Below are 20,511 nucleotides of genomic sequence, written 5' to 3' on the forward strand. Positions count from 1 at the left end.
AGAGATGCCCGATGTGAATAGTTGTTGGGTATCTTTCTTATTTCAGATATTGTAGTAGCCAGCCTGCTAGATCTGCAATATCAGGCCTGGCGCCAAAGAAATATGGATTGTTCATGTGATCAATAAGTGAATTTGGGTCGATTGGTGGCGGTTCTCCTCCGTCAATCGTCGTCACTTTATATTCCTTTCCAGTGCTTATCTCTCGCAATGAGACAGTCCAGAAGAATTGTACACGATTGAAATACAGATGAAATGAAACCGGTGGTAAGTTGGAATACAACGGAACGTTTTTAAGCAGGTGCGGTTCTCGCCCAATAATCTTAGTGTCTTCAGTGATGCATGCTACATAATGCATTGCGCCCGGAGTTTTTGCTGCAAGGTCCTCAGGGAGATCTGTTTCAACCCCGTAAACAAGGGCACGTTTTGTAGCCTCATCCAATCCAAAAATCGGCAAACTGGGATTTGCATGATGCTCGCAAACGATTCTCGCGGCATCCTTCATCGCTTTCTGAGCCTGTTCGCCATCTGATTGTGAGAACGCAAGATATGTGTCGCTCCTTACCTCATCTACAGATTTCTTCGCAGAATCCGTCGCAGCATTTTCTTGTGCAAAATCAAGCAACACTAGAGCGCCAATAAAATCCTTTTCGGCGACCAGTCCACCAGCCCACTGAACGTATCCATTTGCAATAACATCTTTAGCCGCAGACGGATCACGTTCCTCAACCAGTTTTGATGCTATTCCATATTGTTCCATTGCCTTGTCAAAATCATTTTGGTCGATCAAGAAGCCTCCCCATTCGGTATGAAGTTTTTCCTTATTTGCCCGTACCTGCTCGGCAACAGTTGACTCGACTGATTCTGCGGAATCAAGTTTGCTTTCAGCCTCTTCGAACTTTTTTTGCGATTGCAACTGCAAGCCCCAATCCAAATAAGTCTGCGCTAGTTCGCGTTGTGCAGTTTGAGCATGCTCAGGCTCTTGATTGCTTTCTGCCCAATTCTTGAAATCGCTAAACACTTGTTGTGCATCTTCGAATTCCCCTGCGGTTCGTAGCCCAACACCCCAAGAGATGTACATCTCAGGGTAAAGATCGATTGCACTTGCCGCTGCGTCAGTGCCTGCATATTTCGTCAGAACGTTATTAAGATTCGATACTGCTTGCGAAAAGTTTTTTGCGTCCGCTTGTTCTTTCGCCAGATTGACCAGCATCAGAGCGCTATGCTCATGAGCTTTTGCTACAAAGATACCATTGGGGTAGGATGCAGAATACACTTCATAAGAATTCAGCGCTTCCTGCCAGTCAGAGTCCCCTTCCTGACGGTTCGCAAGGGAATACACCGCACATTCCATGGCGGGTTGTGTCAGTGTCTTGTCCTCAATGAAAGCAGGGTAAATAGTGGTGTAGAAATTATCAAGACTGAGGACAGTATTACAGTTTCCACCTTTGTAACTAGATAGAATCGCAATCGGTAGAATGAAGATCCCACTTCCATACACAAGCAACAGAAGCAGTATGACTATGATTGGAACAAGAAGACGGATAAATCGTTTCTTGTCGGGCTTAGCGGATTCGGAAAGTTCAGACATAGTTCCTCCTTGAAAAATCATCTCGAGACCAAAATATATACACTCAACGCGCCTGAGGTGACAATCTTTACCATTTAAAACCCTACTATCAGAAGCAGGATACGATTTCAAGTGTTGAGCAGGTGGTGGGATTTGATTGAGACCTGTCCTTCGACTTTCCCAAATGGGCAGTGGTCAAGGCTTATAATACCTCCATGACCTCAATCACCCGCTCTGTCCAAATCCTCATCAACACAAACCTCCAACCCGCTTTTGATTACGTTTCTGATCTGACGAAACACCCCGAATGGAGCGGCGGGGAATTGAAGATCGAAGCGGTTTCATCCGAGCCGATTCAAGTGGGGAAGGAATATGTCTCCAAAGGCGAGTTTGCGATACAAAAGGAGAGACCGAACAGACTAAAGGTCACTGAATTCGAACCTCCGCACAAATTTGGTTTTGTGGCGAACGATCCGACGATTGGGGATGTGTTCCACACTTTTACATTTTCAGAAAAAGAAAATCACGTGTTGATCACGCGCGCGATACGGTTGAATCTCAATCCGTTCATGGCGTTTGGGTTTGCCTTGTTTGTTTATCCGTTGACTGGTAACCCGTCCATGAAGAGGGCGTTTCGTAATCTCAAGGCAAGATTGGAGAACGCAGATTAACTACCTGCCTGATAGTTTTAAAACAGGACGCAGACACTTGTGCTGAGCGCCAGCGCGGCGTGAACGCTGAAAACGCTGATACAGATGGATTGTTCAGAGTAGCCTTCCCAAGAAATCTGCGTCCGTCTGCGTTTTCACCTGCCCTTGCAGGCATGGCGCGTAACATCAGTGAATAAGAAGACCCAGATGGCGTTCTGTAGCGGAGCATGTGGATGCAAAGCCTTGCTATCACTACTGAGTCACCCCGGAGCGCCCATGGCGCTTCCCGCAATCCAACCGGTCGTCCACGAGGATTGGAAATTAAACCCGCCGGTGACGCCGTCGATATCCAGGACTTCGCCTGCAAAAAACAACCCTTTCACGATGCGGCTTTGCATTGTTTTAAAATCCACTTCTTTCAAATTCACCCCGCCGCAGGTGACGAACTCCTCCTTAAAAACCCCTTTGCTTTGAATCGTAAATGTTCCAGCCGTTAATTCTTTGGCGAGTTTTCGCACTTCCTCTTTGGACACATCTGCCCAGTTTTTATCGCCGATAAAGTCAACCAATCGCTTCCAAAGCCGCGCGGGGATTTGCGAGAACGCGGCATGCGAGGAAAGTTTTTTGCGGGCGTTCTCTTTCCATGCTTTGTTGCGTTGCAACACATCGAGAGCCTTGTCGAATGAATAGTTGTCCAGCCAGTTAATGGTCAGTTCGGCGCGGTAATTCATTCCATAGAATTCGCGGGCGCCCCATGCTGAAAGTCTCAACACGGCTGGACCGCTCAACCCCCAGTGTGTGATCAGTAAAGCGCCTTGGGTGGAGAGTGAATCCATTTTCAATGAGACGGACGCCACAGACACGCCTTCCAAGCCTTTGATGCGCTCGTCCCGGACGTTGAAGGTGAATAAAGATGGCACGGGATCGACGACAGTGTGTCCGAGCAATTTGACTATGGCGAGCGTTTTTCGGTCACTGCCCGTTGCGAGAAGAAGTTTCCCGGCGCGCAGGCGCGTGAACACATCCCGAAGCGTTTGCGTAGTGAGTTGGAAACTCTCATCTTGATTTCGATCCACACGACCGAGGCGGGAGTGTCCCCAGACCTCCACACCGGCCGACTTCGCCGCGCTGCGCAGGCAATCTGCAATTGTGTTCGAATCGTCGGTCACAGGGAAGATACGCCCGTCGGCTTCAGTCTTCAACTTCACCCCGCGCGTTTCGAACCACGCTATCGTGTCTCGCGGTTGGAAGCGCGCGAACGCTCCCCGTAGCTCATTGCCCCCGCGCGGATAGAACGCAACCAACCGCGCCGGGTCAAAACAGGCATGGGTCACATTACACCGTCCGCCACCGGAGACGATTACCTTGCCCAAGGTTTGCGTTGCTTTTTCGAGGATCAGCACGTTGAGACTCGGGTTTAACTCGGCGCATCGTATCGCGGCGAAAAAGCCTGCGGGTCCGCCGCCGACAACGATAACATCCCAATCCGTTTTCATCACGCGGTATTGCCTTGTTTATCGATCAAATATAACAACCGCAGAATCTTCAACTCATCGTAATTCAACGCGCCGTTCAATGCATCGAAGACAGGCTTGAGATACATCGTGCTATGTTCATTGAACACGGCGAAGGCGATCTGTTGCTGTTCGGGCGTGGCAGATGTCGCCTCCTGCAAATCGCCGCCGTTGCGAAGTTTGTTGCCAGCCAGCGCATATTTCGTCAGGTGATCGAGGATCGTTCCCTTCGTCACGCCTTGGCGTTCCATCAACGTTTGAATCGTTGCGCCTTCGTTGAATGATTCTCCAACAATGCGTGTCCGTTCGCCAAGCGATTCCCCTCTCCCTGAGGGGGAGGGGCTGGGGGTGAGGGTGATCTCTTTCAACTCATGGTTTTTACAAAACGATTGTATGACTTCCAAAAACGCCTCGCCATATTGACTTAACTTCACCTGCCCCACGCCTGAAATTTTCAACAAACTCTCGCGCGATTGCGGATAATACGCCGCCATCTCCGTCAGCGTTCTATCGGAGAAAATCACATACGGCGGGACTCCATCCGCGTCTGCCATCTCTTTTCGTTTTTGACGAAGAATGGCAAACAGCGCGTGATTGTATTCGATGCCCACTTTCCTCTTTCCATCTTTCTTCGCCCTCTCCGCTTCTTGCACGACGCCGAAAACTGGTTCTCTTTTCTTCAGCGACTCCAACGCCTTGACCGTGAGACTCAGCGTGTGATACTCGCCCTCCTGTTTGAGGTAGCCCATACTCAAGAGTTGACGGGCGATGTGCATCCATTGTTTCTTTGTCAATTCTTCGCCGATTCCGTATGTGGATAATTTGTCGTGTCCCCAGCGGATCACCTTTTCGTTTTTCGAGCCGAGCAAAATATCCACGATGTGACCCGCGCCGAATTTCTCGTCCGCGCGTTTGACGCAGGAAAGGAACTTCTGCGCGTACACAGTGATGTCGGCGAGCGGAGTCGGGGCGGAGGTGCAGTTGTCGCAGTTGGAGCAGTTGTCGGCTTCGTAGGATTCGCCGAAGTAGTTGAGGAGCGGCTTGCGTCGGCACGTGCGTTCATCCTCCGCAAAACTCACGATGGCGTTCAAGTGTTGAATGGCGACGCGTTTTTCGTCGCCTTCTTTTTGGTCAATGAAATAGTTGATCTTGACGACATCCGAATAATTGTAGAGCAATGTGCAAAACGCGGGCAAGCCGTCGCGTCCCGCGCGCCCGATCTCTTGATAATAACTTTCAACGCTCTTGGGCAGATCGAAGTGAATGACGAAGCGCACATTGGGCTTGTTGATGCCCATGCCGAACGCGACGGTGGCAACAATGATTTGCACGTCGTCGCGGATGAACGCTTCTTGATTCTTTTTTCGGTCGGCATCTTCCAGCCCCGCATGATACGGACGCGCGGAATATTTTTTCGAGGCGAGATACGCGGCGAGTTCATCCACTTGTTTACGCGAGAAACAATAGATGATGCCCGATTGGTCTTTGTAGCGGTCGAGCAGTTCGATCACCTGACCGACTGGCTCGCGCTTGGGAATGACCTCGATGTACAAATTCTCGCGGTTGAAACTGGCGACAAATTCATTCGTTGTCGAAAACTTAAGCGTGTTGCGAATATCCTGCCGAACTCTCGACGTTGCGGTTGCCGTTAATGCCAAACAAACCGCTTTCGGAAATCTTTTTCTCACCTCAACGAGTTGACGATATTCAGGGCGGAAGTCGTGTCCCCACTCGGAGATGCAGTGCGCCTCGTCAATGGTGATGCAATCCACTTGGACCGAATCGAGAAGCGAGAGGATGCGTTGCGTGAGAAGCGTTTCAGGCGCGACGTAAAGTAACTTCACTTCACCATTGCGCACATGATCCATGCTCTCTTGATATGCCTGCGGCGACAATGTACTGTTGATGAACAGCGACGGCACGCCGAACGCGCGTAGTTGCTCCACTTGATCTTTCATCAACGAGATCAGCGGCGAGACGACGACGGTGAGTCCGTCAAACATCAACGATGGGATTTGATAACACAACGATTTCCCTCCGCCCGTCGGCATGACGGCGAGCGTGTCTTTGCGCGACAATACATTTTCGATCACGTCTTGCTGAAGCGGGCGGAATGTATCGTAGCCGAAGGTCTGTTTGAGGATGGAGGCGGGGGAGGGCATGAGCAAAGTATACCCGCGATAGGGGTTCCATAAAACCAAACTGGCTCGATGTTTCCTTGTGGAACCGAGTTAACTATTTTGAAGGGTGAGACGTTATTTTTTTTACAACCAGATAATACTTTAGTTACAAGCGTCGTGGAAAATAGGGGAAAGCATGGTTGGTTTTTTTGCCAAGACGCCATGCCGAATCACAAGGAGATCAACCTCATGCGCACGCTCAAACGAACTTCCCTTTTCTTTGCCGTTCTACTGTTCGCGTCGTTGGCTTGCGGACTACCCGCCGCGTCAGCGACTCCCCCCTCGGCGGAGACTCCGCCCGCCGAAGCGGCGACCAGCCTGCCCGTCGAAAATGAAGCGGGCTCCGCCATCCTGCTCTTCGATATCGGAATGCACATCGAACCGATGGGCGAAACGGCGCAAGGATTTCCGAGCGGCAAATCGGATTATCACAAGCCGCAATTTTTCGAGAGACACGTGGAGGATATGCTGACCCTAGCCCAGATCGTCGAAGCGCACGGCGGGCGCATGACGATTCAAGCGCAGAGTCCGTTCACGACGGTGGCGATTGAATCGGGCAATACCATTCTTGCCGACCTCGCCGCGCGCGGACATGAACTCGCCCTGCACTTCCACGAAGACGCGCATCTCGGGAAAAATCCCGAGCCGCTTTCCGTTCAGCAATGGTGCGATGTGATGAAGGAAGAGATCAGTTACATTATGCAGGCGGGCGGCGTGAGCGACATCCGTTATTGGAGCGGCGGCAATTTGTATCCGAATTTGTACGAAGCCGCCGAATGCGCGGGCTTGGATGTGAACAGCGATTGGAAGAGTCCCGCTACGCAGTCCACCGACATGTCGCTGATCGGCGTGAACCCCTGGCGACCCGCAGGCGGAACCGACGGCGCGGACTTCACGCTCTTCACGCAACACGATCCAAACGGCGCAATCGTCTTTTTGCCCGAAGGTCAATACGATAAAGAAAATTTCGCGTCCATGCGCCGAAGCGATGACGCGGGCGGAGACGAAGCCTATTTTGAATATCTCAAAGAGAGTCTCTACGCCTCGCTTTCAGCCGCGCAAGCGGGCAAGGTCAACGTCTTTCATTTCACCGTTCATCCTGGCGAATTTCTTGGCGACCCGCAAGATCCCTTCGGCGTGATCGAACGCTTCCTCACCGAAGTCGTTGATCCCCTCGTCGCCAGCGGACAGGTCCAATGGGCAACCTATTCCCAAATGGCGGATGCGTACGCGGCAAAGTAACGCAAAATTTATTTTGCGCCTTGCAATGGCAAATTGAAATTTGCCGTACGAAGGAATTCCACATGAAAAAGATTTTCCTCGCCCTGACCTTGCTCTCCCTTCTTGCTTTTGCCTGCGCCCCAACGACGCCTCTTTCTCCGCCTCAACCTGATTCAGTTTCCCCAACCGATTCCCCACTTGACACCTCGCACCTGAAACTTGAAACCCCCGCCTACATCTCCTTCATCATCAACGTCCATGATTGGGTTCACGCCGACGAAAGCGCCGACACCCTCTTACAACTCGTTGACCTCTTCGAGAAATACAACGCGCGCGGAGATTTCTACTTCACCGCCGAAGTCACCCGCGCGCTGGCGGAGAATCATCCCGAAGTGATCGAGCGCCTCAAAAACTCGAACATGACCATCAGTTACCACGTCCGCCCGCCGCACCCGCTGTACACAGGATTCGACTCGCGTTTGGATGGATTGAGCGACGATGCGTTGTATCAAACCCTGCTCGATTACGAAACCTATGCCTTGAATCTCGAAACAGGCGAACTCGATAGATCACAGCCTGGCGGGTATGCCTACGTGGCGCAAGTCTTTGGGCGCAATCCCATCGTCGCACCCGCGCCCAACAGCGGCAAACTCAAAGACGCGGCGCAGAAAGTCTATGCCTCGCTCGGCGCGCAGATGACCTTGCTGTATCACGAGGAAGGCACAACACTCGAACAGCCGTTTGAATTCGTCAACGGACTGCTCGTGCGCCCCAGCGACTTCAGCGTGACGCGCGTCACCTCGGTGGACGATAGCGACAGATTCTGGTGGAACTTCGTGACGAGTCCCGACGCGGCGAAATACAACCCGACAAAGATGTTGCATGATCGACTCGCCGAATGGGTACGACAAACTTCCAATTTGTCCCCAAGCCGCGCGCCATTCATCACCGCATTGATTCACGAAAACAACTTCTATCGCAGTGGACCCGAAGGCTGGAAATCGTTTTACTACGACATGAACGGCGTGAAGAAAGGCGATCCGCTCTCGCCGCCGTATAACCTGTCCGAGTCCGACCCATCCACGCTGCGGACAGAGGCAGACCAAGCCGCCATCTTCGCCGCATATGAAGAGCTGGTTGCCTACGCCGCCGCGCATCTGACGGTGGTCACGTCGGAGGATATTTTGAAGATGGCGAAGTAATGTGCCGCAAAGTTCACTTTGCGCATGAAGTGCAAAATAAATTTTGCGGTACAAAAAGTTCGCTTTGCGCATGAGGCGCAAAATAAATTTTGCGGTACAAAAGGAAAAAATGAAACGATTAACTTTATTCATCACACTATTGGTTGTCGTCTCGTTGGCGTGCAGTGCGAGTCAGAGTCAGCCGTCGGCGGCGACTCAGCCTGCCGAAACAGCGACCAGCCTCCCCGCTGAAAACGAAGCGGGAACTTCATCCAGTACATTTGACTCATCCAAACTTGGCACAGTCGAAAGCGACGTCACGTATTGCACGGTGGATGGAGTCGCGTTGAAGATGGATGTGTATTATCCGTTTGAAGAGCATGGGCGCTTTGCCGTTGCGATGTATGTGCATGGCGGCGGGTGGAGTTCGGGCGATAAGGCAAAAGGCGCAGGCGCGGCGGATATTCCCGCGTTACAGCAGGCTGGCTTTCTGGTCGTGTCGGTGAATTATCGTCTTGCGCCTGAATATGAATTCCCCGCGATGATCGAAGATGTGAAGTGCGCCGTGCGTTCGTTGCGCGCCCATGCCGACGAGTACAACCTCGACCCGAATCGCATCGGCGTGTATGGCGGAAGCGCGGGCGGGCATTTGGTTGCCATGCTCGGCACAACCGATGAAAGCGCGGGCTTCGATGTGGGCGAGTATTTGGAATATTCCAGCCGCGTGCAGGCGGTGGTGGATATGTTCGGTCCTGCCGATTTGACGGTTGATTTTGAAGGCGGCGGCGAAACCGTCCGACGCGCGTTCGGCGATTTTGACCTCGCCCTCGCCAGCCCAGTGACGTATGTGAGCGCCGACGACCCTCCGTTTTTGATTTTGCATGGCGAAGAGGATGCGCTCGTGCCGATCGCGCAATCGGAGGACCTGCTCGCCAAGTTGCAAGCGGCGGGCGTGCAAGCGGAACTTGTGCCGGTTGCCAATGCGGGACATGGCTTCAAGCCTGTGAGCGGAGAGATCAGCCCTTCGCGCGAGGAGATTTCACAGATGATTGTGGCATTTTTTGAGGACGCGTTGAGGGAATAGATGCCGCAGGCACGACGGTGCGAGACGACAGAGCGCGCAGAGAACCTTGAGATTTTTTCTCAACGAACTCTGCGTTCTCTGTGGCGAAGAATGGTTTTTTATTTTCTCGATCGGGCGCTCCCTATTAGGGTAATCGCATTTGGATTTTTTGTCCGCTAATCCTCACGAATTCACGCTAACCTTTCTCGGAAAAATTCGCGCAGATTAGCGGATTCGAAGGCAAAACACCGTGTTTTGAGTCTCGAGATTTTCAAATGCGATTACCCTACGCTCCCTATGGGATCGCCTCATCCGGCAAAATGTTATAATCGCATCATCCTATGCTAAAACGCCTGCATGTTCAACTTGTTATTCTGTTCGTTGCGCTTGTTCTGCTCGTGCTCGCCTCTGTCGGTATTGCCGCGCGAGAAGCGATGATTGTAGCCTCGCAACAAGAGTTTGATGACGCGACGCAAGCGGTGAATTATCTTCGCGTGATTCAAATCGTCTTGTTGTTGTGCGCGTTGACGCTTCTGTCGGTGCTGGCATGGATGACGCGCCATTCGTTGATGAAGCCGCTTGAAGCATTGGGCGCGGCGGCAAAAAGAATCGGGGAGAATCGGCTGGATGAGCCGATACAGGTTGAAGGTCCGGAAGAGATGCGGGAGTTATCTCAAGCAATCGATGAGATGCGCTCGCGCCTTCGCGTTGCGCAAGGGGAACTTGCCCGATGGACTGACACCTTGGAACAGCGCGTGATGCAGCGCACCCAGGAATTGGAAACGCTCAACGAGGTCAGTCGTGAAATTTCATCGCGGCTCGATATTCAACAAGTCCTGGATTCTGTCACAGAAAAAGCGCGTTCAATGCTCGGCGGCGACATTGCCTCGCTTTGCCTCGTGGATACCAACCAGCATTGGTTAAAACTCCAGGCGATCAGCGGTCCGCGGCGCGCGATTATTGGCGATACGATGCCCGCCCACGCAGACTTTGCCAATGCCGTGCTCGAAGGCGACCAGGCAATGATGTGCGGTGTAGGCGGCTGTCGTGGCGGGTGTCAAATGCTCTCGGATGAATTTCGCGCGAGTCATTTAGCCGCTCCGCTTCGTATCGGCGACCGCGTGATCGGCGCGTTGTGCGTGGGAAGTCCCGCGCAGAATCAATTCGCCGCCGAGTCTGCGAACATGCTAACCAAACTGGCGAACGTGGCCGCCATTGCGCTGGAAAATGCGCGCCTGTTCGCGCAAGCCGAACGCGCGGCAACGATGGAAGAGCGCCGCCGCGTTGCCGCGGAGATGCACGATGGCTTGGGGCAAACGCTCAGTTATCTTGGGGTAATGACCGACCAGGTTGTGGAGTTTCTTTCGGATGGGAAGGAAGGCGTGGCTTTGGAACGCCTGCGTAAAACCCGCGAGACGATCGGCAAAGCCACGAGCGATGTCCGCCGCGCCATCAACACACTGATGGATGACTCGCCCGCTCAAAAGGATTTGTGGACTCGCCTGCGCGATTCGGCGAGCGAGAACGCTTCACAACATGACCTGAAACTGGTCTGGCTTGCGGATGGCGACTCTACGCCCGAGCCTTCTCCACAGATCGCCGAGCAGGTATACAACATCACACGCGAGGCGTTGGTCAATGCGGCGCGACATGCGAACGCAAAACAAGTCCGCGTGCAGGTGGGTCGCCACGATGAAAATTATTTTGTGACCATTGAAGACGACGGCAAAGGATTCGACGCCTCCCAGCCTGCCCCAGGCGGGCACTTCGGCTTGCAGATCATGCAGGCGCGCGCCAAACACATCGGCGGACGAATCAAACTCCAGTCCGAGGTAGGACGCGGGACGCGCGTCACCTTGACCTGGTCGTAAATTTGTTCGCGCATAGGTTCTCACGGAGTAACAATAAACAATCCGTGTCCATCCGAGTAATTCGTTTAGAGATGAAACAGAAGATAAAAGATGAAACAGACTCGAGTGTTGCTGGCTGACGATCATGCCCTCTTCCGCGAGGGATTGGCTGGAATCATCAATTCGCAACCGGACTTGAAAGTGGTGGGCGAAGCAAACGACGGACTCGAAGCCCTCGTTAAGGCGCGGGAACTCAAGCCCGATCTTATCCTGATGGATGTGCAAATGCCCGGCATGGACGGCGTGGAAGCCGCGCAGCAAATAAAACTCGCCCTGCCGGAAACGATCATCGTAATGCTCACCGTGCGCGGCGACGATGAGATTCTCTTCGAAGCCCTCAAGCGCGGCGCGCAGGGTTATTTGTTGAAAGAAATCCGTTCGCAGGATTTATTGGAAATGGTGCGCGGAGCGAGGCGGGGCGAGGCGGCTCTTTCTCCGACGCTGGCTGGTCATGTGTTGGCGGAATTCCGACGGATGAGCAAATATGGCGCGGTGTATGAAAGCGACGATGGCTTGACCGAACGCGAACTTCAGGTGTTGATCAAAGTGTCTCAGGGCGCGACCGATAAAGAGATTGCCGAGGCGTTGACGATCAGCCTGAATACGGTCAAGACCCACATCCGAAATATCTTGTCGAAGTTGCATGTGTCCACGCGGCGCGAGGCGGCAAGGGTGGCGAAGACCAAGGGGTTGATGTAGGGTTTGCAGGAGGGGATGACGTTTGGAGAAGTTATTCCATTAGCCAAAGTAGTAACACGAACAGGTCGCGGGGTCGAAATAATAACCGGGTCCTTGTTGGGCGCAAATGGCATCGTTGAGTTGACAGCCCGGTTCAGCCGGGTCTGCTGGTCCAGCCGGCACGCGCGTTTGGCATAAGCCCGGCTCGTTGCCTGTTGGCTTGAAGCCCACCGCCATACGGCAGGTGTTGTCCAGTTCAAAAACGGCTTGGATCGGATAGAAGAATGGGAATTCCGGGTCAGCCGCGCCAGCCTGTTCATGGGTATAGTGGTCGCTGAAATCGAAGAGAGCCGGGTTCAGGCAACTACGCCCCGTCCACATGTTGACCATATATTCGGGCGTATTTTCCATCAGCGACCGCTTCATGGCTAACTCGACAATATTTGCATTCAGCGGCGATACGCGCGCCCAGGCTGAATCCGGGTCGTTGCCAATTCCCTGGTCGAAGACCAGGGCTTCAAATCCGTTTCCATCTGCCGCATTGTTATCGGTCATCACCGGGGTTGCATTACCCACATCGCCGTTGGTGTCGAAGTACACCTGCACGCCTTCTGTAGTCCACTCTGTGGAGGAAGGGTTGTCGGCGATCATTAGCCAATCGCCTTTGCCGTCCAAGGTGATATCCACCTGCATGGCGAAGCGGAACGGCGACTCATTTGCCGCGGAGCGATTCACCACCTGAATGGTGCCGTACACCCAGGTGTCGTCTTGATAGACGAAGGTGTCGGTGATATCCAACTCGGGAAAATAGGTCTCCATCGTCATGCCGTTGAACGGGCGTTCAAATCGCTCGAAAGTGAAGCGGTCTCCGCCGTTCGCCATTTTCTGGCTCGCAGTGGCGGAGGAATCTTGATCTCCCGCGTGACTACTGCGGTCTGGAGGCAGGGAGACGGGAATGTTCTGATGCTGGATCGGGGTTTCCGTCGGCGGGGGAGCGGGCGCCGTATCAACAATCGCAGTCAATTCTGTCGCAGGCGGTTGGGTTGAAGGAGGGGGAGTCGTTTGTGGTTCCCCTAGATTGCACGCAAGCATGGTCGCCAGGAGGAACATCAAAACCAAACCTTTATGCGTTTTTAGTTTGTGCATAAATCGCTTCTCCCAAGTGGCAGAACTTGCGGGGTTCTTACACTGTCGGTAGATCAAGAACGTAGGAGTTACGCAGTTGAACCTGTTGCGCCGTAGTTGCACTGCGGCGGCGGCAGTACAACTGCCCGCCAACCGCGTAAGTCCTGGAACATAGGTTCTTGACGCAGTTATACTGCGCAACGTCGCTTGAACTTTCGTGAGGTATCGACTGTAGATTGCACAACACGAAAATATAAGTATCGTTACTGAGCCTGCCGGAGCGGAAATTTCGTAGAGTGATCAGGAATTAGCGAGTATGAAGGCATCGGAGGTTGCGATATCGTTCTTTTTTTTCATTTCTCCGTTTTGCCGTTCTTGTTTCCCAGAGATTTGGCGGGTTGGTGTAGATACGGAGCGAGGAACTAATCCTTTTATAAAAAAGAGTGATTCTTAATCACTCTTTTTTCATTCCAAAGGCGGGGCGGGGGAGGATGGGATTACTTCGTAAATTCAGGTACTCTTGAGGCAGGCTTTGTCCGATATGCCATCCACAACGACCTCAAAACCGCGCGTCCTGTTACTCTGTTCTCAATATCTCTTCGGCGAAAGCATGGAGGCGATTCTGCGCGCGGAGGCAGAAGTGGAGCTAATTGGTCCGTGGACTCTGGACGACCAGAACATTTTCGAGCGGCTGGTTGAAGCGCGCCCGTCTGTCGTTGTCATTGCCGATGAGCGCCTTCAGAACGAGAAAGCGGCTGAATTGATGGCGACCATCATCGAAAAACATCCGAAAATATCCATGATCCGCGCCGCGTTGAGCGAGAATGTTTTCCGAATTGTTTCCACGAACACCCTGCCCGCCCGCGGCGATAACCTACTTGAGACGATCCACAGTTGTATCGCCCGAACCCAGGCGGCAGACAAGTCTGTGGATCGAGAAAAATAGTCAGGAGTGAGTGAACCCATGAATAGCAGAAGCGATAAATTTGTGAACCCAATATCCCTCGCGGTCATTTCGATCTTTGTAGCGTTACTTTTCGGGTGCGTTCCCCTATCTCAACCTGAGCCCCCGCAACCAGCGTCGGTGCAAGCCATTGCGGAAGGGGATATCGAAAACGGGCAGAAGTTGTTCATGGGCTACGCTCATTTTGAGAACGAGGGACCTCCCTGCATGGGGTGTCATAACTTGGGCGAATATGGGCTCCTCGGCGGCGGGGCTTTGGGACCCGACCTGACCAATGTATCCAGCGAACGAAGCGATATTGAACTTGCTTCGGTACTCTCCAATAATCGCTGGACCAAATCACCCGTGATGGAACCCATCTACACCCAACATCCCCTCACCGAAAACGAGCAGGCGGATCTGATCGCTTTTATGAAATCATCCGCTGGCGAACCGCAGGAAGATAAAGAGTTATTGGTGCTGGGAATCAGCATTCTCGCAACCATCGGCGCGGCAATCGTAATCGGATTTGTATATCGCAATCGCCTGCGGAGAATCCGCGCGGCGATGGTGAAGGAAGCGGAAAAGGAGTTGTTATGAACTGGATCAAAGAAATATCGAACCCGCAAGCGCGGCAGTGGGAGGAGTTTTATCGCAACCGCTGGCAGCATGATCGTGTGGTACGAAGCACGCACGGCGTGAACTGCACGGGCAGTTGCTCGTGGATGATCTATGTGAAAGACGGCATCGTCACATGGGAGATGCAAGCGTTGGATTATCCCATCTTGAAAGCGGATATCCCGCCGTACGAGCCGCGCGGATGTCAGCGTGGGATTTCGTTCTCGTGGTATCAGTACAGCCCGATCCGACTCAAGTATCCGTACATGCGCGGCGTGTTGCTGGACTTGTGGGAAAAAGCTAAAGCGGAGCACAAAGATCCCGTCGAAGCGTGGACAGCCGTCGTTGAGAATGAAGCGGGACGCAAGTCCTTTCATCAGGCGCGCGGCAAAGGTGGATTCCGCCGCGTCAAGTGGGAAGAAGCGTTGGAAGTCATCGCCGCTTCAACGATTTACACGATCAAAAAATATGGACCCGACCGCATCATCGGATTTTCGCCGATCCCCGCGATGTCCATGTTGAGTTATGCGGGCGGGAGCCGCTTCATGCAAATGCTCGGCGGCGTGAGCATGAGTTTTTACGATTGGTACAGCGACCTGCCGCCAGCCAGCCCCGAAGTGTGGGGCGAACAAACGGACGTGGCAGAAAGCGCCGATTGGTATAACTCGAAGTTCATCGCGTCGGTGGGATCGAACATGAGCATGACGCGCACGCCCGATGTGCATTTTGCGGCGGAGGCGCGACATAATGGGACGAAGCTGGTTGTGTTTGCGCCCGACTTCAGCCAGGTGGCGAAGTATGCCGATTGGTGGGTTCCGATCCATGCGGGGCAGGACGGCGCGTTTTGGATGGCGGTCAATCACGTCATCATGAACGAGTTCCACTATAAAAACCCGACTCCCTACTTTTTAAATTATCTGCGACAGTATTCCGATGCGCCGTTCCTTGTTGAACTCAACGAAGTGGACGGCAAGTATGTGCCTGGGCAAATGATCCGCGCCGCGCATGTGGAACGCACCCGCGCTGTGGAAAACGGCGAGTGGAAATTTTTGGTGTGGGATGAGATCAGCGACGCGCCGCGTATGCCGCAAGGAAGTTTGGGATTCCGTTGGCAACAACAAAAGGGACAATGGAATCTGGAACCGAAAGACGGCTTGGATGGAAGCGAGATTCGTCCGCAACTTACGTTCTTCAGCGAAGCGAGCGAGCAACTCTCTGTTTCGTTTGCGGAGTTTGGCGAAGGCAAAACGTTTCAACGCAACATGCCCGTGCGCTACATCGAAACCACCAGCGGCAAAAAGGCGGTCGTCACGATCTACGATCTGTTGATGGCGCAATACGGCGTGGGTCGCGGACTCGAAGGCGATTATCCCGCCGACTACGACGATGAAAATTTATCGTACACGCCCGCATGGCAGGAACGCTACACAGGCATTGATCGCCAAACCGTCATTCAATTTGCGCGCGAGTGGGCGACGACCGCCCTCAAGACCGAAGGCAAATGCACGGTCATCATCGGCGCGGGCGTCAATCATTGGTATCACAACAATTTAATTTATCGCGCGTGCATCGGCGCGTTGATGCTCACGGGTTGCGTGGGTCGCAACGGCGGCGGATTGAATCACTACGTCGGTCAGGAAAAACTCGCGCCCATGGCGCCGTGGGCTTCGATCGCTTTCGCATTGGATTGGCAGAAGCCGCCGCGACAAATGAACTCGCCGTCATTCCATTATGTGAACAGCGATCAATGGAGATACGAACGCCTCTTTACGGACCCTCAACCTGTTTCTCGACCCGAGTCCGAATCTCACCGCGGCATGACTCAAGAGCACACGCTCGATGCGCAAGTCCGCGCGGTGCGCATGGGATGGCTTCCGTCGTATCCGCAGTTCAACGTCAGTTCGCTGGAAATTGTCAGAAAAGCGGAGCAGGCTGGGGCGAAGTCGGATGCGGAAATTCGTCAATGGGTGGTGGAGCAATTGAAGTCGGGCGAACTTAAGTTCGCCGTACAGGATCCTGATGCTCCTGAAAATTGGCCCCGCTTGTGGTTCATCTGGCGCGGCAATGCGTTGAACGCCAGCGCGAAGGGACAGGAATATTTCTTCAAGCATTATCTCGGCACGCACAACCAACTCATTTCGGAGGAAGTGGATAAAAGTGCTTTCAAAGAAGTGACGTACCGCGAGGACGCGCCCGAAGGAAAATTTGATCTCGTCGTAGACATCAACTTCCGCATGGACACATCGGCGTTGTATTCGGATATTGTTCTGCCGACAGCGAGTTGGTATGAAAAAGATGACTTGAACACGACCGACATGCACTCGTTCATTCATCCGTTGTCTGCCGCGGTGCCGCCCTCATGGGAATCGAAAACGGATTGGGACATCTTCAAAATTCTGGCGGGCAAGGTCAGCGAGTTGGCGCAGACTCATTTGCCCGAACCCGTGCGTGACTTGGTTGCGATGCCGCTTCAACACGACACGCCCGCTGAGATGGCGCAGCCGCACATCCGTGACTGGGGCAAAGGCGAGTGCGAACCCATCCCTGGCGTGACCATGCCGAACTTCGTCGTGACCGAGCGTGATTACGTCAACTTGGGCAAGCGCTTCATTTCACTCGGACCCAAACTGCAAAAAGAAGGACTCGCCATTCACGGCATCCATTGGGCGGCGGATGACTTGTATCAAGAATTGTTGGATAACAAGCCGACGACAACTTGGAACGGTCAGAAGTATCCGTCATTGGAAGCGGCGCGCGATGCGGCGAATATCATTTTGCATCTCGCACCCGAAACGAACGGCGAAGTGGCGTATCGAGCCTTCCAAGCCGAAGAAGAACGCATGGGACTCAAACTCACCGACCTCGCCGAACCGACGCGCGCATCGCGTGTCTCGTTCAATGACTTGACTCAACAGCCGCGACGATTACTCAACAGTCCCATCTGGTCGGGCATCGTCAGCGACGGACGACCGTATTCGGCATACACTCTCAACGTGGACCGACTCGTCCCGTGGCGCACGCTCACGGGTCGCCAGCATTTTTATCTCGATCACGAAGGATATCTGGCGCACGGCGAACACCTGCCCACCTACAAGCCGCGACCCGATTATTTGGCGTTTGGCGATTTGGATAAGAGTCATAAAGAAGGCAAGACCGTGCAGTTGAACTACCTCACGCCTCATGCCAAGTGGCATATCCACTCGAACTATTTCGACAACGACCGCATGTTGACCCTCTCACGCGGACTCGAACCGCTGTGGATCAGCGAAAAGGATGCGAAAGAGATCGGCATCGTGGATAACGACTGGGTGGAGGCATACAACGATCACGGCACGACCGTCACACGCGCCATCGTCAGCGCGCGCATCCCTTCGGGAATCTGCATCATCTACCACGCGCCCGAACGGACCGTGAGCGTCCCCAAGTCTCCGATGCGCGGCAACAAACGCGCGGGCGGACACAACAGTCCCACGCGCATCCGCCTCAAATCCATGTTGATGGTCGGCGGCTATGGTCAATTCACCTACGGATTCAATTACTGGGGTCCGACGGGTGTCAACCGCGACACGTTTATCCTGGTGCGCAAGTTGCCTGGCGAGCCAGAGTTCTAATAGATATAAACCTGACAGGTTTTAGCAGGTATTCACCCTGTCAAAACGATTGCGCTGACAAGGTACACAATTTGTCAATCTATCGTGGAAACCTGTCAGGTTTTTTAGAAAAGGATGTGAAATTATGAAAGTACGATCACAAGTTTCAATGGTCTTCCATCTCGATAAATGTATCGGCTGTCACACGTGCAGTATCGCCTGCAAAAATATTTGGACAGACCGCCCAGGCGCGGAGTACATGTGGTGGAACAACGTCGAGACCAAACCTGGCGTTGGCTTCCCGACCCAATGGGAAGATCAGGAAAAATATCACGGCGGCTGGGAACTCGATCAAAAGCCCAAGAACCCCGAGTTGAAGTTAAAACTCCAGAACCGTTTGCAGACGTTTGCGAATTTATTCTCGAACCCCGCCATGCCCACCATGGACGATTACTACGAACCGTGGACGTACAACTACAACGACCTGTTCAACTCGCCGCTCGGTCCCGACCAGCCGACTGCGCGTCCCATCTCGCGTGTAGACGGCAACCCGATTGACATCAAGGCAGGTCCCAACTGGGATGACGACCTCGGCGGCTCGAACATCTACGCGGTGAAAGACCCGTTGCTGGCAGATATGAATCCCGAAGATCGCCAACGTCTATTTTCCATCGAACAACTTTTTTACTTCTACATGCCGCGCATCTGCAACCATTGTTTGAATGCGGCTTGCGTCGGCGCATGTCCATCGGGCGCAATTTACAAACGCGCCGAAGACGGCGTGGTGCTGATCAATCAGGATAAATGCCGCGGCTGGCGTATGTGCGTCTCTGCCTGCCCGTACAAGAAAACATACTACAACTGGTCAACGGGCAAATCGGAAAAATGTATCCTGTGCTACCCGCGCCTCGAAACGGGACAAGCCCCCGCCTGCTTCCATTCATGCGTTGGACGCATCCGCTATTTGGGCGTGCTTCTATATGATGCGGATCAAATCCCCGACGCGCTCAAAGTGCCAGACGACCAGCTCGTTCAGCGTCAGCGGGAGATGATCCTCGATCCGTTCGACCCGAAAGTTGTCGCGGCGGCGAAAGAAAGCGGCGTCCCCGACGGCGTGATCGCAGCGGCGCAAAATTCCCCCGTCTATCGCTACGTCAAAGAATGGGAGTTGGCTCTGCCCCTGCATCCCGAATATCGCACACTGCCGATGTTGTTCTATGTCCCGCCGCTTCTGCCCGTCCTCAATGCGACTCAGGAAAATGGAACGCAACGCGTCGAAACGGACTTGTTCTCCTCGCTGGAGAAAGCCCGCGTGCCAGTGCGTTACATGTCGCGCACGCTTTCGGCTGGCAACGATGAACTCGTCATCAAAGCCTATCGCAAGATGATCGCTGTCCGCATTTACAAGCGGCATGAGACCGTCGGCGATGTGACCGAAGAGGAAGCAAATGCGGCGCTGGAAAAAGCAGGCATGGGCGCGGAAGAAGCGGAGGCGATCTATCGCCTGACGTCCATCCCCACGTATCAAGATCGGTTCGTCATCCCGCCGTACAGCCGCGAAGGCGACATCGAAGAAGTGTACGATCCGCAACAACGCAAAGCAGAGACGGGCTTCGGCAGGCGGCAGGCTCCGCAGAGAGGGCTGTAGTATGTACAAAGATACAACCGCCTCGTTGTTCGACTCGTTCGCCGCGCTGTTGGAATATCCCGCTTCGGATTTTGGGCATGAGGCTGGACGATGTTTGGACTTGATGAGGACGATCAATCCCGAAGCCGCAGAGAGCTTGCAGAGGTTTGCCAACTTCATCGAGGAAAATTCTTTGCAACGGATGCAGGAGTTATTCACAACGACTTTCGATATGCAACCTGTTTGTTATCCGTATGTTGGGTTTCACTTGTACGGCGAGAGTTACAAACGCGGCGCGTTCATGGCGCAATTGAACGAAGCCTATCACGGCATTGGTTATTCGGCTGAACAGGAATTACCCGACAATCTTGCGGTGATCCTGCGCTTCATCGGTTTCGATTCGGAGAATCGTTACAGCGAGTTCTCGCAAGCCTTGCTCAGCGACGGCGTACTGCCCTCGTTGGAAAAAATGCTCAAGGTCTTTGGCGAGGGGTCGGAGAATCCATACTTCGGATTGCTCACTGCGCTGAATTTGTTTGTTGTCGAAAGCAAGTTCTCGACGCAGTTGCACTGCGTCGAGACAGGCGACACGATTTGCCAAGCAAATCGAACTGTCGCCTGAACTTTCGTGAAGTACTAATTGT

Annotated in this window: 15 protein-coding genes; 11 read left to right on the forward strand and 4 right to left on the reverse strand. The window is 53.4% G+C overall.

The features are described 5' to 3' along the window. Nucleotides 1-37: 37 nt before the first annotated feature. Nucleotides 38-1,588: a hypothetical protein gene (locus IPM31_08635; protein ID MBK9007049.1), complete on the reverse strand. Its 1,551-nt coding sequence runs from the start codon at nucleotides 1,586-1,588 to the stop codon at nucleotides 38-40. 194 nt (nucleotides 1,589-1,782) lie between these two features. Between IPM31_08635 and IPM31_08640 the strand changes: the two genes are divergently transcribed. Beyond that, nucleotides 1,783-2,238 (forward strand): SRPBCC family protein, encoded by a 456-nt coding sequence (locus IPM31_08640; GenBank protein ID MBK9007050.1) that lies wholly within the window; start codon nucleotides 1,783-1,785, stop codon nucleotides 2,236-2,238. Nucleotides 2,239-2,477: 239 nt separating this feature from the next. Here the strand turns inward: IPM31_08640 and IPM31_08645 are convergent, their stop codons facing one another. After that, nucleotides 2,478-3,713, reverse strand: a complete 1,236-nt coding sequence (locus tag IPM31_08645) for an NAD(P)/FAD-dependent oxidoreductase (protein MBK9007051.1) — start codon at nucleotides 3,711-3,713, stop codon at nucleotides 2,478-2,480. Then, nucleotides 3,713-5,893: a DNA helicase RecQ gene (gene recQ, locus IPM31_08650; GenBank protein ID MBK9007052.1), complete on the reverse strand. Its 2,181-nt coding sequence runs from the start codon at nucleotides 5,891-5,893 to the stop codon at nucleotides 3,713-3,715. The genes IPM31_08645 and recQ overlap by 1 nt, the downstream gene beginning before the upstream one ends. Nucleotides 5,894-6,073: 180 nt before the next feature. Here recQ and IPM31_08655 point away from each other — a divergent pair, with 180 nt between their 5' ends. The 5 genes from IPM31_08655 to IPM31_08675 all read left to right on the forward strand — a co-directional run bounded on the left by IPM31_08655 (nucleotide 6,074) and on the right by IPM31_08675 (nucleotide 11,985). Continuing rightward, nucleotides 6,074-7,153 carry a hypothetical protein gene (locus tag IPM31_08655; GenBank protein ID MBK9007053.1) on the forward strand — a complete coding sequence of 360 codons (1,080 nt, stop codon included), beginning with the start codon at nucleotides 6,074-6,076 and terminating at the stop codon, nucleotides 7,151-7,153. A gap of 62 nt (nucleotides 7,154-7,215) precedes the next feature. Beyond that, on the forward strand, nucleotides 7,216-8,334 hold the full coding sequence (locus IPM31_08660) for a hypothetical protein (GenBank protein ID MBK9007054.1): 1,119 nt from the start codon (nucleotides 7,216-7,218) through the stop codon (nucleotides 8,332-8,334). A gap of 109 nt (nucleotides 8,335-8,443) precedes the next feature. Beyond that, the gene (locus IPM31_08665; GenBank protein ID MBK9007055.1) at nucleotides 8,444-9,397 is read left to right on the forward strand and encodes an alpha/beta hydrolase; all 954 of its coding nucleotides are present in this window, start codon (nucleotides 8,444-8,446) and stop codon (nucleotides 9,395-9,397) included. 320 nt (nucleotides 9,398-9,717) lie between these two features. Then, nucleotides 9,718-11,247: a GAF domain-containing protein gene (locus tag IPM31_08670; protein ID MBK9007056.1), complete on the forward strand. Its 1,530-nt coding sequence runs from the start codon at nucleotides 9,718-9,720 to the stop codon at nucleotides 11,245-11,247. 90 nt (nucleotides 11,248-11,337) lie between these two features. Further along, nucleotides 11,338-11,985: a response regulator transcription factor gene (locus IPM31_08675; GenBank protein ID MBK9007057.1), complete on the forward strand. Its 648-nt coding sequence runs from the start codon at nucleotides 11,338-11,340 to the stop codon at nucleotides 11,983-11,985. Between the two features lie 39 nt (nucleotides 11,986-12,024). Here IPM31_08675 and IPM31_08680 read toward each other — a convergent pair whose 3' ends face one another. After that, nucleotides 12,025-13,110 (reverse strand): hypothetical protein, encoded by a 1,086-nt coding sequence (locus IPM31_08680; protein MBK9007058.1) that lies wholly within the window; start codon nucleotides 13,108-13,110, stop codon nucleotides 12,025-12,027. Nucleotides 13,111-13,630: 520 nt separating this feature from the next. Between IPM31_08680 and IPM31_08685 the strand changes: the two genes are divergently transcribed. The 5 genes from IPM31_08685 to IPM31_08705 all read left to right on the forward strand — a co-directional run bounded on the left by IPM31_08685 (nucleotide 13,631) and on the right by IPM31_08705 (nucleotide 20,489). Further along, nucleotides 13,631-14,035, forward strand: coding sequence for a hypothetical protein (locus IPM31_08685; protein MBK9007059.1), 405 nt, complete (start codon nucleotides 13,631-13,633; stop codon nucleotides 14,033-14,035). Between the two features lie 18 nt (nucleotides 14,036-14,053). Further along, on the forward strand, nucleotides 14,054-14,632 hold the full coding sequence (locus IPM31_08690) for a c-type cytochrome (protein MBK9007060.1): 579 nt from the start codon (nucleotides 14,054-14,056) through the stop codon (nucleotides 14,630-14,632). Continuing rightward, nucleotides 14,629-18,261, forward strand: a complete 3,633-nt coding sequence (locus IPM31_08695) for a nitrate reductase subunit alpha (GenBank protein ID MBK9007061.1) — start codon at nucleotides 14,629-14,631, stop codon at nucleotides 18,259-18,261. Before IPM31_08690 ends, IPM31_08695 begins: the two co-directional genes overlap by 4 nt. 124 nt (nucleotides 18,262-18,385) lie before the next feature. Continuing rightward, a complete protein-coding gene (gene narH / locus IPM31_08700) occupies nucleotides 18,386-19,888 on the forward strand; it encodes a nitrate reductase subunit beta (protein ID MBK9007062.1) in 1,503 nt (500 codons plus the stop codon). Between the two features lies 1 nt (nucleotide 19,889). Further along, complete coding sequence (locus tag IPM31_08705; protein ID MBK9007063.1) at nucleotides 19,890-20,489, forward strand: molecular chaperone TorD family protein; 600 nt, start codon at nucleotides 19,890-19,892, stop codon at nucleotides 20,487-20,489. The last annotated feature ends 22 nt before the right edge of the window (nucleotides 20,490-20,511 follow it).

It is taken from the genome of Candidatus Defluviilinea gracilis (assembly GCA_016716235.1).
Lineage (GTDB): Bacteria > Chloroflexota > Anaerolineae > Anaerolineales > Villigracilaceae > Defluviilinea > Defluviilinea gracilis.